Here is a 13,816-nt window from a genome sequence, read left to right as displayed (position 1 = left end):
CAACGTGCGCGCAGGTCACGCCCTGGGGGCGTGTCGGCATATGCGAGAGGCGCGCGTGTGTGCGTACGCCCCCGGTCCCACCGGTGGGTGCGGAGGGCCACGCCCCCTAGACTGGACCGCTGCTGACGCCGAGATAGCGAGGTAGGACCCCAGTGAAGCTCGTCTTCGCAGGCACCCCCGAGGTCGCCGTGCCCGCCCTGGACGCCCTGATCGCCTCCGGGCGGCACGAGGTCGCGGCCGTCGTCACCCGGCCCGACGCACCGGCCGGCCGGGGCCGCCGGCTGGTCGCCAGCCCGGTCGCCGAGCGCGCCGAGGAGGCCGGCATCGAGGTCCTCAAGCCGGTCCGCCCGCGCGACCCGGAGTTCCAGGCGCGGCTGCGCGAGATCGCCCCGGACTGCTGCCCCGTCGTCGCGTACGGCGCCCTGCTCCCCAAGAGCGCGCTGGACATCCCCGCCCACGGATGGGTCAACCTGCACTTCTCGCTGCTGCCCGCCTGGCGCGGCGCCGCGCCCGTCCAGCAGTCGATCATGGCCGGCGACCAGGTCACCGGGGCCTCCACCTTCCGCATCGAGGAGGGGCTCGACACCGGCCCGGTCTTCGGGGTCCTCACCGAGGAGATCCGCCCGACCGACACCAGCGGTGACCTGCTGACCCGCCTCGCCTTCGCCGGCGCCGGACTGCTGACCGCGACCATGGACGGCATCGAGGACGGCACCCTGCGCGCCGTCGAGCAGCCCGCCGAGGGGGTGTCCCTCGCGCCGAAGATCACCGTCGAGGACGCCCGCGTGGACTGGAACGCCCCCGCGCTGCGCGCCGACCGCGTCGTGCGCGGCTGCACCCCGGCGCCGGGCGCGTGGACCGTCTTCCGCGGCGAGCGCCTGAAGCTGATCTCCGTGGGGCTCGTCCCCGACCGCACCGACCTCGCGCCGGGCGTTCTGGCCCCGGCCAAGAACAACGTGTACGTGGGCACCGGCTCGCACGCCGTCGAGCTGCTCTGGGTGCAGCCGCAGGGCAAGAAGCCGATGAAGGGCGCCGACTGGGCGCGGGGGGTGCGCATCGCTCCCGGCGAGCGCCTGGGCGCGGCCGACGTAGGCTGATTCCATCCGCACCCCCGCCCGGCCGGGGGCGCCCGCGGCACCCGAAGGACCGCCGCACCCGCACCACCGCCGCACCCGCACCGAAGCAGCACCCCGAAGCACCTCGTACCTCCGGAGCACCTTTCACGTGAGCGAAAAGTCCCCCCAGCCCCGTCGCAGCGCCGCCCCGGGCGGCCGGCCGGCCAAGCCCTACCGCCGGCCCCAGAAGGACCCCGTCCGGATGCTGGCCTTCGAGGCGTTGCGGGCGGTGGACGAGCGCGACGCGTACGCGAACCTCGTCCTGCCCCCGCTGCTGAAGAAGGCCCGCCAGGACGAGCGGTTCCAGGCGCGCGACGCCGCCCTCGCCACCGAGCTGGTCTACGGGACCCTGCGCCGCCAGGGCACCTACGACGCGATCATCTCCGCCTGCGTCGACCGGCCGCTGCGCGAGGTCGACCCGCCGGTACTGGACGTGCTGTCGCTCGGCGCGCACCAGCTGCTGGGCACCCGCATCCCCACGCACGCCGCGGTCTCGGCGAGCGTGGAGCTGGCCCGGGTGGTGCTGGGCGACGGGCGGGCGAAGTTCGTGAACGCCGTCCTGCGCAAGATCGCCGCCCATGACCTGGACGGCTGGCTGGAGCGGGTCGCGCCGCCGTACGAGGAGGACGCCGAGGAGCACCTCGCGGTCTGCCACTCCCACCCCCGCTGGGTGGTCAGCGCCCTGTGGGACGCCCTGGGCGGCGGGCGCGCCGGGATCGAGGACCTGCTGGAGGCCGACAACGAGCGGCCCGAGGTGACGCTCGTGGCGCGGCCGGGCCGGTCCACGCCCGAGGAGCTGGTGGAGGCGCTCGGCGAGGAGTCGGCACTGCCCGGCCGCTGGTCGCCGTACGCCGTCCGGATGGCCGAGGGCGGCGAGCCGGGTGCGCTGGAGGCGGTCCGCGAGGGGCGCGCCGGCGTCCAGGACGAGGGCAGCCAGCTGGTGGCCATGGCCCTGGCGGCGGCCCCGGTCGAGGGCCGCGACGAGCGCTGGCTGGACGGCTGCGCGGGCCCGGGCGGCAAGGCGTCGCTGCTGGGCGCGCTGGCCGCGCAGCGGGGCGCGTTCCTGCTGGCCTCCGAGAAGCAGCCGCACCGGGCGCGTCTCGTGGAGCGGTCGCTGTCCGGCAACCCGGGCCCGTACCAGGTGATCGCCGCCGACGGCACCCGCCCGCCGTGGCGCCCGGCCTCCTTCGACCGGGTGCTGATGGACGTCCCCTGCTCCGGCCTGGGCGCGCTCCGGCGCCGCCCGGAGGCACGCTGGCGGCGCCGCCCGCAGGACCTGGAGGGCTTCGCGCCGCTCCAGCGGGCCCTGCTGCGCGAGGCCCTGTCGGCGGTGCGGGTCGGCGGCGTCGTGGGCTACGCGACCTGCTCCCCGCACCTGGCGGAGACCCGGGTGGTGGTGGACGACGTCCTCAAGGGCCGGGGCGCCGGCAACCTCCCCGTGTCGGCCGAGCTGATCGACGCCCGCCCGTACATGGAGGGAGTCCCGGCCCTCGGCGACGGCCCGGACGTCCAGCTGTGGCCGCACCTGCACGGCACGGACGCCATGTACCTGGCCCTCCTGCGCCGCACGGCGTAGGGGCTCAGCCGGGCACGTGCCCGGCGCCCGCGCACCAGACGCGGCGGATGCGGCGGGTGGCGCGGACGTCCGTCAGGGGGGCGGCTGCGGGGGCGGTCATCGTCCCGCGGAACGACGGCTGCGGACGGGGGCACCAGGGTCGGTACGAAGGAGAGCGCCAGAACGGCCGTACCGGCCCACAGGGCGGTCCGCAGGTCCGTGAGCTCCGCCAGGAGGCCCGAGACGGCGGAGCCGAGGGCGAGGGCACCGGTCAGCATGAAGCGGAAGGTGGCGTTCATGCGGCCGAGGAGCGGGTCCGGTGTCAGGTGCCGGCGCAGGCTGACACCGGAGACGTTGCCGGAGCCGATCGTCACGGTGGACACCAGCCAGCCCGCCGCTGCCGCCCACAGCTACGGTCCGCGGTCCGCGAGTGGGACCAGCAGGGCCGCCGGGGTCAGGCTCAGCGTCAGGGCCCGGCCGTATCCGGCCCGGGCGGCGAAGGGCCGGGGCGGCCGGGCCCCGCACGGCAGCCCCACGCCGCCCGCCGCCCAGAACAGGCCGAGCGCGGCAGCCGGTGTTGGCGGCGAACTGGCTCAGGGTCGCGGCGCCGAGGAGGGCGCGGAAGTCCGGGCTGTGCCAGGGGCCGACGCCGGCCGGGGCGGGCAGGGGGAGCCGGTCGGCCGGGGGGATGCGTCGGCGGTCGGCATGGGTGTAGTTGTGGTCACACTCCACCGCGCAGCACAAGCGGGTATCCGGGCCATCGTCGTTTAAGCGCTGCTAAGAGAACCACGAGTTCCGGGGCCGTGGCCTGAAGTGGCCGGGGGCATGGCAGGCTTGGGGCATGGCCGTTCAGATCAATCCCAGCATCCTGTCCGCCGACTTCGCCCGTCTCGCCGAGGAGGCGAAGGCCGTCGAGGGGGCCGACTGGCTGCACGTCGACGTCATGGACAACCACTTCGTCCCGAACCTCACCCTCGGCGTCCCGGTCGTGGAGTCCCTGAGCCGTGCCACGGAGACCCCGCTCGACCTGCACCTGATGATCGAGGACCCGGACCGCTGGGCGCCGCAGTACGTGGAGGCCGGCGCCGGCTCGGTGACCTTCCACGCCGAGGCCGCCGCGGCGCCGGTGCGCCTCGCGCGCGAGATCCGCGCCCTGGGCGCCCGGGCGGCGATGGCGCTCAAGCCCGGGACCCCGATCGAGCAGTACGAGGACATCCTCCCCGAGCTCGACATGGTGCTGATCATGACGGTCGAGCCGGGCTTCGGCGGCCAGTCCTTCCTCGACATCATGCTGCCCAAGGTCCGCCGGACCCGGGAGCTGATCGCCAAGCACGGACTGGACCTGTGGCTCCAGGTCGACGGCGGGGTCTCGGCCACGACGATCGAGCGGGTCGCGGAGGCCGGGGCCGACGTGTTCGTGGCCGGAAGCGCGGTCTACGGGGCGGTCGATCCGGCCGCCGCGGTGCGGACTCTGCGTGACCAGGCGGGTGCGGCGATCGCGGCGGCGCCCTGGGCCTGCGACCACTGAGACAAGCGTTGGTGGACGGCTCGGTGAACGGGAGCCGTCCAGGCTGATCAATGGCCGCTGGATCTGACAGGATGAACGGCGAGTCGAGAGTGTGAACACGACAGTGTGAACAGCAGTGAGGAGAGCGCGGTGTCTGCAATGTCGGCGGGACGGTCAGCCCTGCGGATGGGACCCGCGGAGCTGGTGCAGGCGGCGGCCATGGCGCGCCGCTTCTACCTGGAGGGCAAGTCCAAGATCCAGATCGCCGAGGAGTTCGGCGTGAGCCGCTTCAAGGTGGCCCGGGTCCTGGAGACCGCCCTCGAACGCGACCTCGTCCGCATCGAGATCCGGGTACCGGCGGAACTGGACGCGGAGCGCTCGGACGCGCTCCGGGCCCGGTACGGGCTGCGGCATGCCGTCGTGGTCGAGTCCCCGGCCGACGCGAGCGAGGACGCGCCCGATCCGGAGAACCTCGGGGCGGTGGCGGCCGACCTGCTGGGCGAGCTGGTCAACGAGGGCGACGTCCTGGGGCTGGCGTGGGGCCGGTCGACCATCCACATGGCCGCCTCCCTGCACCGCCTCCCGCCGTGCACCGTCGTCCAGCTGACCGGCGTGTACGACGCCGGGACGGCCGAGCGCGGGTCCGTGGAGGCCGTGCGGCGCGCCGCACAGGTCTCCGGCGGGGACGCGCACCCCATCTACGCGCCGATGCTGCTGCCGGACCCGGCGACGGCCGCGGCGCTGCGCAACCAGACGGGCATCGCGCGGGCCTTCGAGTACTTCGACAAGGTCACCGTGGCGGCCGTGTCCATCGGCTCCTGGGAGCCGGGCATCTCGACCGTGCACGACATGCTCACGGACGAGGAGCGGGCGCACTACGCCTCGCTGGGCGTGGCGGCCGAGATGTCGGCCCACCTCTTCGACGCGGAGGGCCGCCGGGTCGGCCGGGACCTCGGCGAGCGGTGCATCACCGTCGAGGCCGACCGGCTGCGCCGGATCCCCGAGGTCGTGGCGATCGCGGGCGGGCTGCGCAAGGCCGCCGCGATCGGTGCGGTGCTCAGATCGGGGCTCGTGACCAGCCTGGTCACGGACACGGCGGTGGCGGACTACCTGCTGACCGAGTCCGAGCCGGGGCTGCGGCCGGCGCTGGAGCGGGCCGATCCGGACGAACTCTAGACCGAGCGGCGGCCCCCCGCCCGGCGATTCGCCAAGAAAACGGATATTTGGCACGATCGGCGCATGATCTTTCGGAACGTGCCCCGGTCGTTGCTGCGCGCGCTGGGGGCCCTGTTCCTGTGCGTCGCGCTGGCGGGAGCCGCGGCCTGCGGCGGCAAGACCCAGCAGGCCGCGCCCGCCGGTACGGCGGCCGGCGCCGCTCCGGCGCCCTCCTGGGCGAAGGGGATGGCCACCGTACGGGCCGACGCGCTGCCCCCGCAGGCGCGCGAGGTGCTCGCGCTGATCGACAAGGGCGGCCCGTACGCGTACCGGCAGGACGGGACCGTCTTCGGGAACTTCGAGAAGGCCCTGCCGAAGCAGAAGCGCGGCTACTACCACGAGTACACGGTCAGGACCCCCGGGGAGCGGGACCGCGGGGCCCGTCGCATCGTCACGGGCGAGGGCGGCGAGTTCTACTACACGGACGACCACTACGACACCTTCAGGGCGGTTCTCCGATGACCCTCGACCCGCAGCCGCTCGCCCCCGCCCTCGCCGCGGCCGAGGAGGCCGGCTGGACGACCGTACGGCTCGACCTGGACGGCGTGCGCAGCAAGGCGGCGCTGATGCGGCGCTGCGGGGCGGCCCTGGCGGTGCCGGAGTGGTTCGGCGGGAACTGGGACGCGCTGGCCGACGCGCTGATCGACCTGTCCTGGCTGCCGGACGCGCCGGGGCGGCTGCTGGCGGTGACCTCCTGGCGGGGGTACGCCGCCGAGCGGGCCGAGGACTGGGAGACGCTCGGGGAGGTCCTGGAGGAGGCCGTGGACTTCTGGCGGGGGCAGGAGGGGGCGCCGCCGCTCACCGTGGTCCTGGCCGGCTGAGCGGAGGCCGCAGGACGCGCGGCAGGCCCCGCGCCCTTCCGGGCCGCGGGGCCTGCTCGTTCACGCGTCCTTCGCCTTCGGGATCCACGGCGGGGTCTGGCCCCAGGACCAGACCGGGACCTTGGCCGTGTCCACCGGCGGCGGGTTGGGGCCCGAGTAGATCAGGGCCATCCGGGTGCCCCACTCGATGTAGTAGACGAACACCGCCCGGAACTCGGGGTCCGTCGGGAGGCCGACCTCGTCGGCCGTGTCCAGCAGCAGGTCCACCCAGCGGCGGCGCTGCTGCTCGGTGATGCCGCGCCCCAGGTGCTTGGTGGCCATGTGCATGTGGCCGCCGTGGTGAGCCGAGTAGTCGGCCGGGCCGCCGAAGACCTCCGACAGCCAGACCGCGACGTGCTGCGGGTGCTCCGCGTCCATGCCCGCGAAGACCGGGGCCAGGACCTCGTCCTGGAGCGCGTGGGCGTAGAAGGCGTCGGTGAGCCGCCGCATGGCCTCCGCGCCGCCCATCCACTCGTAGATCGTGGGCGTGGTGCTCATGACCGTCCGGCGGCCTTTCCCGGGCCGGCCACGTCGGTGACGGTGTAGTGCTGCATCTCCTCGATGTTCGTCACGTACGGGCGGATCGCCTGGAAGAACGCCGGGAAGTGCTCGCCCTTGCGGAAACCGTTCAGGTGGGCGTCGACCGAGGTCCAGCGGATCCGCAGGATGTACCGCTCGGTGTCCTCGGTGTTGTGGGCCAGCTCGTAGTCGATGCACTCCGGCGAGGCGGCCAGGGCCTCGGCCGCGCGGGCGTACGCCTCCTCGAAGGCCTTCTGGTCCTGCGAGGCGATCCGGTAGCGGATGTACTCGACGGTGGTGGTCATGGTGTGCGTGCCTCTCCCTGGGATCAGGTCGTCCCGGATACTCTCCGGGATCATCAGTGCCCGGTGGGGATTTCCGTCACTCCGGCCGAGACTTCTGGATGTCGGGGCCCTGCGAGCGGACCCGGCGCACCTCGTCGAGGGACTCCCGCAGCTCCCGGAGCCACTCGTCGGCGTTCTCCCCGACGAGGCGCACGCACCAGGCCAGCGCGTCCGCCCGGCTGCGCGCCACACCGCCGGCGACCAGGGTGTCGAGCACCTGGCGCTCGGACTGGCGCAGCCGGGTCATGACCGGGACCGCGAGGTGGGTGAAGAGCACCGTCTCCTCACCCGACCTCACGCCCCAGGCGACCTTGCGGCGGTAGAGCTCCTCGGCCTCGCGGGCCACCTCCATGCGCTGCTCGCGGGTGCGCTCGCGGAACTCCTTGACCGACTCGGACGCCGGGACGGCGCCGACGACGGTGATCTCCTCCCGGTCGACGGTGACCGAGACGAGGGACTCGTAGACGTCCACCGGCAGGCGCTCGGCGAACCACGTGCGGAGCTTCTCGCTCTGTTCGGCTGTAATCATGTAATCAACGTTGCATCCGCTCTCCCTGTGATCGCAAGGGTCCGGGTGTTCGCCCTCGGCTTCAGCCCATCGAGCGGTAGCGGTGGATCAGGGAGACCGCCATCGCCCCCTCGCCCACGCCCGAGGCGACCCGCTTGACCGAGTGGGCCCGTACGTCGCCCGCCGCGAAGACCCCGGGGACGCTGGTCTCCAGTGGATACGGTGCGCGCTCCAGGCTCCACTCCGCCGGGAGCTCCCCGCCGTTGGCGATCAGGTCGGAGCCGGTGAGGACGAAGCCGTACTCGTCGCGCTCCACCACCCCCGACAGCCAGTCCGTGTGCGGCCGGGCCCCGATGAACGTGAACATGAACCGGGCCGGGACCTCCCGGTCCTCGCCGGTGTCCGCGTCGTGCAGGGTGATCCGCTCCAGGTGCTCCCCGCCGTGCAGGGCGGTGACCGTCGTGCGGACCTTCACCTCGATGTTCGGGGTGCGCCCGATCTCGTCGATCAGGTAGCGGGACATGCTCGCGTCCAGGGAGGCCGCCCGGACCAGGATGGTCACCCGGGCCGCGTACTTGGCGAAGTGCACGGCCGCCTGACCGGCCGAGTTGGCGCCGCCCACGATGAACACGTGCTGCGAGATGCAGGCCGAGCTCTCCGTGGTCGCCGCTCCGTAGTACAGGCCCGCGCCCTCGAAGCGGTCCGCGCCGGGGGCCTCCAGGCGGTTGTACGAGACCCCGGTCGCCAGGAGCACCGTCTCCGCGCTGATCTCCGTCCCGTCCGCCAGGGTCAGGATCTTCGCCGGGTCGTCCCGGGTGAGGGAGACCACCTCCACGGGGTGCAGGATCTCGGCGCCGAACCGGGAGGCCTGGATGGTGGCCCGGCGGGTCAGGTCGCCGCCGGAGAGGCCCGAGGGGAAGCCGAGGTAGTTCTCGATCAGGCTGGAGGTGCCGGCCTGGCCGCCCGGGGCGCGGGAGTCCAGCATCAGCGTGGACAGGCCCTCGGAGGCCGCGTACACCCCGGCGGCGAGCCCCGCCGGGCCGGCGCCGACGATCACGCACTCGTAGTGCGGGCGGGAGGCCGTGGTGGACAGGCCCAGCCGCCGGGCGAGTTCCGTGTCGGTCGGGGCCGAGAGCACCGAGCCGTCCGGGAAGCGCACCAGCGGCAGCGCGGCGCCGGCCCGCGCGTCGGCGATCACCGTCAGCGCCTCGGGGTCCCGCTCGACGTTCAGGAAGCGGAACGGCTGCCCGTTGCGGGTGAAGAAGTCCCGGACGGCGTGGGTGCCGGGGGAGACCAGGTGGCCCGCGACGATGATCCCGTCGTAGGCCGGCCGGTAGGTGGCGAGCCAGTCCGAGAGCAGGTCGTCCAGGACCGGGAAGAGCCGCTCGTGCGGCGGGTCCCAGGGCTTGAGCAGGTAGTAGTCCAGCCGGACCCGGTTGATGGCGGTGATGGCCGCGTCCGTCTCCGCGTACGCCGTCAGCAGCACCCGGCGGGCGTCGGGGAACCGGCTGACCGCCTCCAGCAGGAACTCCACGCCGGTGACGTCGGGCATCCGCTGGTCGACGAGGAACAGCGCGGGGTCGTGGCCGCGCTGGTCGAGGGAGTCCAGGATCTTCAGGGCGTCGGCGGCCGAGGAGGCGCCCAGCACCCGGTAGCGGTCCCCGTAGGCGCTGCGCAGGTCACGGCGGACGGCCCGCAGCACCTGCGGGTCGTCGTCGACGGCCAGGATCACGGGCTTGCGGCTCTCCGCCCGCTCGGGAGCGGCGGCCGTGCTCGTGGCGGGGGAGGCGGGGCTCCCCTGGGCCGCGCTCACGCCGGCTCCAGCATCAGCTGGTCGGCGTAGCACCAGGCCCAGTCCTCACCGGGCTCGTGCGAGGCCGCGATCGGGTGGGAGGTCGCCCGGTAGTGCCGGGTGGCGTGGCGGTTCTTCGAGGAGTCGCAGCATCCGACGTGCCCGCAGCTCAGGCACATCCGCAGGTGCACCCAGACGTCCCCCAGGCGCAGGCACTCCTCGCAGCCCTCGGCTGATGGCTTCACCGGACGTATCTGGTCGACGTGTGTGCACAACAGGTCCTTCGTCATCGTCCCCGTCCCTCTCCTCACGCACTCCTGACCCGGCGCCCGCGCATCACGGCGCGTCCAGACCATAAGTCGGGGATCTTGAATCGGTTCAGCGATCCGGCCGAGGTCAGGAAGTCCGGCAGGTACTTCCTGACCTCGCCGGACTACTAGGTGAGGTGTCGTCACCACCTTGCCCCCTACCTCACGAAGTCGCATTCCGGCCCTTTGACGCGGGCTCCGGACGCACGCAGTGTGGTGAACGCAAACGACAACAGGCCGCGCCTGGAGGAATCCGTGAGCAGAAAGATTCTGGTCATTGTCTCCGAACACGGTTACTGGTCCGAGGAACTGATCGGTCCCGTTTCGAAGTTCGACGAGCAGGGCTACGAGATCACATTCGCCACGCCGACCGGAAAGCGCGCCCACGCGCTTCCGCCGAGCCTCGACCCGGACTTCGTCGACCCTCCGCTCGGCCGCTCGGTCACCTCGGAGGAGAACGCCCGCCTGGGCCGGGAGTTCGAGCAGTCGAACCGCCTCGACACGCCCCTCGACATCGAGGCGTGGGTGCCGGAGCGCCCGTACACGAGCGACGGCGCGTATCTGCGCAAGCTGGAGCAGTACCACCGGGACCTGGAGAAGCTCGAGGCGGACATCGCCGACTACGACGCGGTCCTCATCGTCGGCGGCAGCGGTCCCATCGTCGACCTCGCCAACAACGAGCGGGTCCACGCCCTGATCCTGGCGTTCAGGAACGCCGGCAAGGTCGTCGCCGCCGAGTGCTACGGCGTCGCCTGCCTGGCCTTCGCCCGCGACTGGGGCGACCGCAGGAGCATCATCTGGGGCAAGCACGTCACCGGGCACTGCAAGGAGTACGACTACAAGGACGGCACCGGATTCCTCGGCACCGACTTCAACATGGGGCCGCCGCCGTACCCGCTGGAGTACATCCTGCGCGACGCGACCGGGCCGCGCGGCGCCTATCACGGGAATTTCGGCCATCCGCTGTCGGTGATTGTCGACTACCCCTTCGTCACCGGCCGTTCCACCCCCGACTCGTATCTCACGGGGCAGAAGATCGTGGAAGTCCTGGAGAACGGCCTCACCCGTTACGGGTGGTAGGGGAACGAGGGGGAGTCCGATGAATTCCGAAGCCACTCCCGGACGGGAAAGGCTGATCGAACAGTTCAAGGCCGACGGCCTGACGGTGATGTTCGGAAATCCGGGAACGGTGGAACAGGGATTCCTCGACGCGGTCGACGCGGCGGCGGACTTCCGGTACGTCCTGGCCCTCCAGGAGACCGTGGCCGCCGGCATCGCCGACGGCTACGCCCGGGCCACCGGCGGTGCGGCCCTGCTCCAGTTGCACTCCGGCGTGGGGCTGGGCAACGGCATCGGCATGCTCTACCAGTCGCTGCGCGGCCACACCCCGCTGGTCGTGGTCGCCGGCGACGCCGGGGTGCGCTACGACGCCATGGACGCCCAGATGGCCTCCGACCTGGTGGCCATGGCCAGGCCCGTCACCAAGTACGCGACCCGGGTCACCGACCCCCGGTCCGTCCTGCGCACGGTCCGGCGGGCCGTGAAGATCGCCCTCACCCCGCCGCGCGGACCGGTGTTCGTGGCCCTGCCCATGGACGTGCTGGACGAGCTCAACTCCGAGCCCGTCCTGCCCGCCACGGTCCCGCTCACCGACGTGGCGCCCTCGCCCGCCTCGGTGGGCCGGGCGGCCGAGATCCTCGCCGCCGCCGAACGCCCGGTGGTCCTCGTCGGGGACGGGGTCTCGCTCGCCGGGGCGCAGGCCGAACTCGCCGCCGTGGCCGAGCTGCTGGGCGCCGACGTGTACGAGGTCGACTCGTCCGAGGTGAACATCGCCGCCTCGCACCCGCTGCGCCGCGGCCAGACGGGACACATGTTCGGCCCGCACAGCAAGGAGCTGGTCGGGGAGGCGGACGGGGTGCTGATCGTCGGCACCTACGTCTTCCCCGAGGTGTTCCCCGAACTGGAGAACCCCTTCCGGCCCGGCGCCGGGATCGTGCACATCGACCTGAACGCCTACGAGATCGCCAAGAACCACCCCGTCGACCTCGGGCTGGCCGCCGATCCGCGCCAGGCGCTGCGCGCGCTGGCCGGCGTACTGGAACAGCGGCTGACCCCGGCCCGGCGGGCGGCCGCGGCCGCTCGGCTGGAGGCGCGGGCCCGGGAGCGGGCCGACGCCGCCGGGCAGGCCTCGCCGGACGACGACACGCCGATGGCCGTCTTCCTGCGGAGGCTGGCCGAACGCACCGGCGGGGACCTGATCGTCTTCGACGAGGCCCTGACCACCTCCCCGCTGGTCACCCGCCACCTCCCGCCGGAGCGCCCGGGCGACTACCACCTCACCCGGGGCGGTTCGCTGGGCGTGGGCTTCCCGGGGGCGGTCGGCGCCAAGCTGGCCCGCCCGGACCGGCTCGTGGTCGGCTTCGCGGGCGACGGCGGGTCCATGTACACCTACCAGGCGCTGTGGACGGCGGTCCGGCACGGGATCGACGCCAAGTTCGTGGTCTGCAACAACCGCAAGTACCGGCTGCTCGACGACAACATCGCCCAGTACTGGCGGGAACGGGACATCGCCGAGCACCCCTTCCCGGGCTCCTTCGACCTCTCCCGCCCCGAGATCGACTTCGCGGGGCTGGCCCGGGCGCTGGGCGCCGACGGGACGCGGGTGGAGAAGCCGGACGAGGCGGCGGCAGCCGCGGACCGGATGCTGGCCCACCCCGGCCCGTTCCTCGTCGACGTCCAGATCTGAACCGACCGGACCCCACCGAACAGGAGGAGACCGCATGCCCGCCGAGCGGCTGACCGAGGACGCGATCCGCACCTTCGCCGAGAACTGGTACGTGGCCCTGGACCGCCACCTCCCGCCGGAGCAGGTCCTCGCCCTCATCACCGAGGACCTGGAGTTCAAGGTCCCCGAGGACACCTTCCTCGGCCACCAGGGCTTCGGCCGCTGGTACGAGGCCGTCACCCACCGCTTCTTCGACGAGGTGCACACGGTCACCAAGGTGGAGCCGGTCATCGAGGGCGACCGGGCGATCGTCCGGGTCCTCGTCAACTGGCAGGCCAAGATCTGGGACCCGCCGGCCGCCCGCAGCCAGTGGCTCGGCTTCGACGCCGACCAGACCTGGACCGTGGTGGCGGGCCCCGACGGACCGCTGATCAAGCAGTACACCGTCAACGAACTGGCGCCGATGCCCGGTTCGGGCTCGCTCTGAGAGGGCCGCGGCGATGACCGAAGTGACCCGCGAGCGCGTCGAGGCCGCCTACCGCGCCCTCGGCTCCGGAGACCGCGCGCGCATCCTGGAGTACTACTCCGAGGACCTGCGCTGGCTGGTGCCCGGCAACCACCCGCTGGCCGGCTGGTACGAGAGCCTGGACGCCTTCCTGGAGCTGATGGGCCAGACCCACAAGCTCACCGGCGGCACCTTCCGCATGGAGCTGGAGGCCGTCCTCACCGGGGAGGACTGCAGCGCCGACGTCTGCCGCAACACCGCCCTGAGGGACGGCGCGGACCCGGCCGGGGCCTCCCCGTACGAGCGGATGGACTACCCGGTCTTCCACTTCATGCGGTGGCGGGACGGGCGGATCGTCGAGGGCCGCGACGGGCTCTTCGGCGACACCGCCAGTGCCTTCAGCCAGTTCTGGGCGCCCTTCGCGCCGGACGGCACCCGCAGGGACCGATAAGGGGATGAGAGACGCGATGGACGCCCGAGAGAGCCTGACCGAAGTCCTTCGGAAGTACTACGAGTACGCCAACGCCGGTGACTGGGACCGCTGGTGCGACCTGTTCGCCGAAGACCAGGTCATGGACGAGCAGCTCGCCGGACACATCGAGGGCCTGGAGACCCTGCGCTCGATGATGAAGGGCATGGGGAGCATGTACCGGGTCTTCCGCAACGAGCCGGTGCACTTCCTGGTCGACGGGGAGAAGGCCGCCGCCGTCTCCCACATCACCGCCGTCAGCCCCTCCGGCCGGGCCATCGAGGCCGAGGTCATGAACTTCTTCCGGATCGTGGACGGCCGGATCGTCTACATGGCGAACTACCACGACACCGTCCCCTTCCAGGTCCTGAGCCAGGACTGAGGGGACCGGACC

The 13,816-nt window shown here is 72.7% G+C and carries 16 protein-coding genes; 11 read left to right on the top strand and 5 right to left on the bottom strand.

All coding sequences use genetic code 11. The features are described from left to right. The first annotated feature begins 152 nt into the window (after positions 1-152). From fmt to ACFY15_RS22835, 6 genes are all read left to right on the top strand, one after another. Positions 153-1,097: a methionyl-tRNA formyltransferase gene (fmt, locus tag ACFY15_RS22860; RefSeq protein ID WP_390688545.1), complete on the top strand. Its 945-nt coding sequence runs from the start codon at positions 153-155 to the stop codon at positions 1,095-1,097. 127 nt (positions 1,098-1,224) lie between these two features. Next, positions 1,225-2,691 carry an RsmB/NOP family class I SAM-dependent RNA methyltransferase gene (locus tag ACFY15_RS22855; protein WP_390688546.1) on the top strand — a complete coding sequence of 489 codons (1,467 nt, stop codon included), beginning with the start codon at positions 1,225-1,227 and terminating at the stop codon, positions 2,689-2,691. 820 nt (positions 2,692-3,511) lie between these two features. Continuing rightward, entirely contained in the window at positions 3,512-4,198 is a 687-nt protein-coding gene (rpe, locus tag ACFY15_RS22850; protein ID WP_042809361.1) for a ribulose-phosphate 3-epimerase, read from the top strand. A 138-nt stretch (positions 4,199-4,336) separates the two neighbouring features. Continuing rightward, positions 4,337-5,353 (top strand): sugar-binding transcriptional regulator, encoded by a 1,017-nt coding sequence (locus ACFY15_RS22845; protein WP_390688748.1) that lies wholly within the window; start codon positions 4,337-4,339, stop codon positions 5,351-5,353. Between the two features lie 63 nt (positions 5,354-5,416). After that, the gene (locus ACFY15_RS22840) at positions 5,417-5,854 is read left to right on the top strand and encodes a ribonuclease domain-containing protein (RefSeq protein WP_390688547.1); all 438 of its coding nucleotides are present in this window, start codon (positions 5,417-5,419) and stop codon (positions 5,852-5,854) included. Beyond that, the gene (locus ACFY15_RS22835) at positions 5,851-6,213 is read left to right on the top strand and encodes a barstar family protein (protein WP_390688548.1); all 363 of its coding nucleotides are present in this window, start codon (positions 5,851-5,853) and stop codon (positions 6,211-6,213) included. The genes ACFY15_RS22840 and ACFY15_RS22835 overlap by 4 nt, the downstream gene beginning before the upstream one ends. A gap of 60 nt (positions 6,214-6,273) precedes the next feature. Here the strand turns inward: ACFY15_RS22835 and ACFY15_RS22830 are convergent, their stop codons facing one another. From ACFY15_RS22830 to ACFY15_RS22810, 5 genes are all read right to left on the bottom strand, one after another. Further along, entirely contained in the window at positions 6,274-6,750 is a 477-nt protein-coding gene (locus tag ACFY15_RS22830) for a group II truncated hemoglobin (RefSeq protein WP_390688549.1), read from the bottom strand. After that, complete coding sequence (locus ACFY15_RS22825) at positions 6,747-7,076, bottom strand: putative quinol monooxygenase (RefSeq protein WP_390688550.1); 330 nt, start codon at positions 7,074-7,076, stop codon at positions 6,747-6,749. Before ACFY15_RS22825 ends, ACFY15_RS22830 begins: the two co-directional genes overlap by 4 nt. A 76-nt stretch (positions 7,077-7,152) precedes the next feature. Continuing rightward, complete coding sequence (locus tag ACFY15_RS22820) at positions 7,153-7,644, bottom strand: hypothetical protein (protein WP_390688551.1); 492 nt, start codon at positions 7,642-7,644, stop codon at positions 7,153-7,155. Between the two features lie 61 nt (positions 7,645-7,705). Beyond that, positions 7,706-9,436 carry an FAD-dependent oxidoreductase gene (locus ACFY15_RS22815; RefSeq protein ID WP_390688552.1) on the bottom strand — a complete coding sequence of 577 codons (1,731 nt, stop codon included), beginning with the start codon at positions 9,434-9,436 and terminating at the stop codon, positions 7,706-7,708. Next, positions 9,433-9,705: a UBP-type zinc finger domain-containing protein gene (locus tag ACFY15_RS22810; RefSeq protein ID WP_390688553.1), complete on the bottom strand. Its 273-nt coding sequence runs from the start codon at positions 9,703-9,705 to the stop codon at positions 9,433-9,435. The genes ACFY15_RS22815 and ACFY15_RS22810 overlap by 4 nt, the downstream gene beginning before the upstream one ends. Positions 9,706-9,978: 273 nt before the next feature. On the opposite strand from ACFY15_RS22810, the gene ACFY15_RS22805 reads away from it, so the two are divergent. Genes ACFY15_RS22805 through ACFY15_RS22785 form a run of 5 tightly spaced genes read left to right on the top strand, consistent with a single transcriptional unit; the run spans position 9,979 to position 13,804 of the window. Beyond that, positions 9,979-10,803 carry a type 1 glutamine amidotransferase domain-containing protein gene (locus tag ACFY15_RS22805; RefSeq protein WP_390688554.1) on the top strand — a complete coding sequence of 275 codons (825 nt, stop codon included), beginning with the start codon at positions 9,979-9,981 and terminating at the stop codon, positions 10,801-10,803. A 19-nt stretch (positions 10,804-10,822) separates the two neighbouring features. Then, positions 10,823-12,469 carry a thiamine pyrophosphate-binding protein gene (locus ACFY15_RS22800; protein ID WP_390688555.1) on the top strand — a complete coding sequence of 549 codons (1,647 nt, stop codon included), beginning with the start codon at positions 10,823-10,825 and terminating at the stop codon, positions 12,467-12,469. Positions 12,470-12,503: 34 nt separating this feature from the next. Then, a complete protein-coding gene (locus tag ACFY15_RS22795; RefSeq protein WP_390688556.1) occupies positions 12,504-12,935 on the top strand; it encodes a nuclear transport factor 2 family protein in 432 nt (143 codons plus the stop codon). 13 nt (positions 12,936-12,948) lie between these two features. Continuing rightward, complete coding sequence (locus ACFY15_RS22790) at positions 12,949-13,404, top strand: nuclear transport factor 2 family protein (protein WP_390688557.1); 456 nt, start codon at positions 12,949-12,951, stop codon at positions 13,402-13,404. A gap of 16 nt (positions 13,405-13,420) precedes the next feature. Continuing rightward, on the top strand, positions 13,421-13,804 hold the full coding sequence (locus tag ACFY15_RS22785) for a nuclear transport factor 2 family protein (RefSeq protein WP_390688558.1): 384 nt from the start codon (positions 13,421-13,423) through the stop codon (positions 13,802-13,804). Positions 13,805-13,816: the final 12 nt, after the last annotated feature.

Origin of the sequence: Streptomyces sp. NPDC001373, from assembly GCF_042895815.1 — a bacterium.
GTDB lineage: Bacteria > Actinomycetota > Actinomycetes > Streptomycetales > Streptomycetaceae > Streptomyces.
This window is presented reverse-complemented; position numbering and strand designations above follow the sequence as displayed.

Coding starts and splice junctions, on each gene's coding strand:
- rpe (WP_042809361.1), top strand. CDS start 3,512: ATGGCCGTTCAGATCAATCCCAGCATCCTGTCCGCCGACTTCGCCCGT.
- ACFY15_RS22845 (WP_390688748.1), top strand. CDS start 4,337: ATGTCGGCGGGACGGTCAGCCCTGCGGATGGGACCCGCGGAGCTGGTG.
- ACFY15_RS22840 (WP_390688547.1), top strand. CDS start 5,417: ATGATCTTTCGGAACGTGCCCCGGTCGTTGCTGCGCGCGCTGGGGGCC.
- ACFY15_RS22835 (WP_390688548.1), top strand. CDS start 5,851: ATGACCCTCGACCCGCAGCCGCTCGCCCCCGCCCTCGCCGCGGCCGAG.
- ACFY15_RS22830 (WP_390688549.1), bottom strand. CDS start 6,750: ATGAGCACCACGCCCACGATCTACGAGTGGATGGGCGGCGCGGAGGCC.
- ACFY15_RS22825 (WP_390688550.1), bottom strand. CDS start 7,076: ATGACCACCACCGTCGAGTACATCCGCTACCGGATCGCCTCGCAGGAC.
- ACFY15_RS22820 (WP_390688551.1), bottom strand. CDS start 7,644: ATGATTACAGCCGAACAGAGCGAGAAGCTCCGCACGTGGTTCGCCGAG.
- ACFY15_RS22810 (WP_390688553.1), bottom strand. CDS start 9,705: ATGACGAAGGACCTGTTGTGCACACACGTCGACCAGATACGTCCGGTG.
- ACFY15_RS22800 (WP_390688555.1), top strand. CDS start 10,823: ATGAATTCCGAAGCCACTCCCGGACGGGAAAGGCTGATCGAACAGTTC.
- ACFY15_RS22795 (WP_390688556.1), top strand. CDS start 12,504: ATGCCCGCCGAGCGGCTGACCGAGGACGCGATCCGCACCTTCGCCGAG.
- ACFY15_RS22790 (WP_390688557.1), top strand. CDS start 12,949: ATGACCGAAGTGACCCGCGAGCGCGTCGAGGCCGCCTACCGCGCCCTC.
- ACFY15_RS22785 (WP_390688558.1), top strand. CDS start 13,421: ATGGACGCCCGAGAGAGCCTGACCGAAGTCCTTCGGAAGTACTACGAG.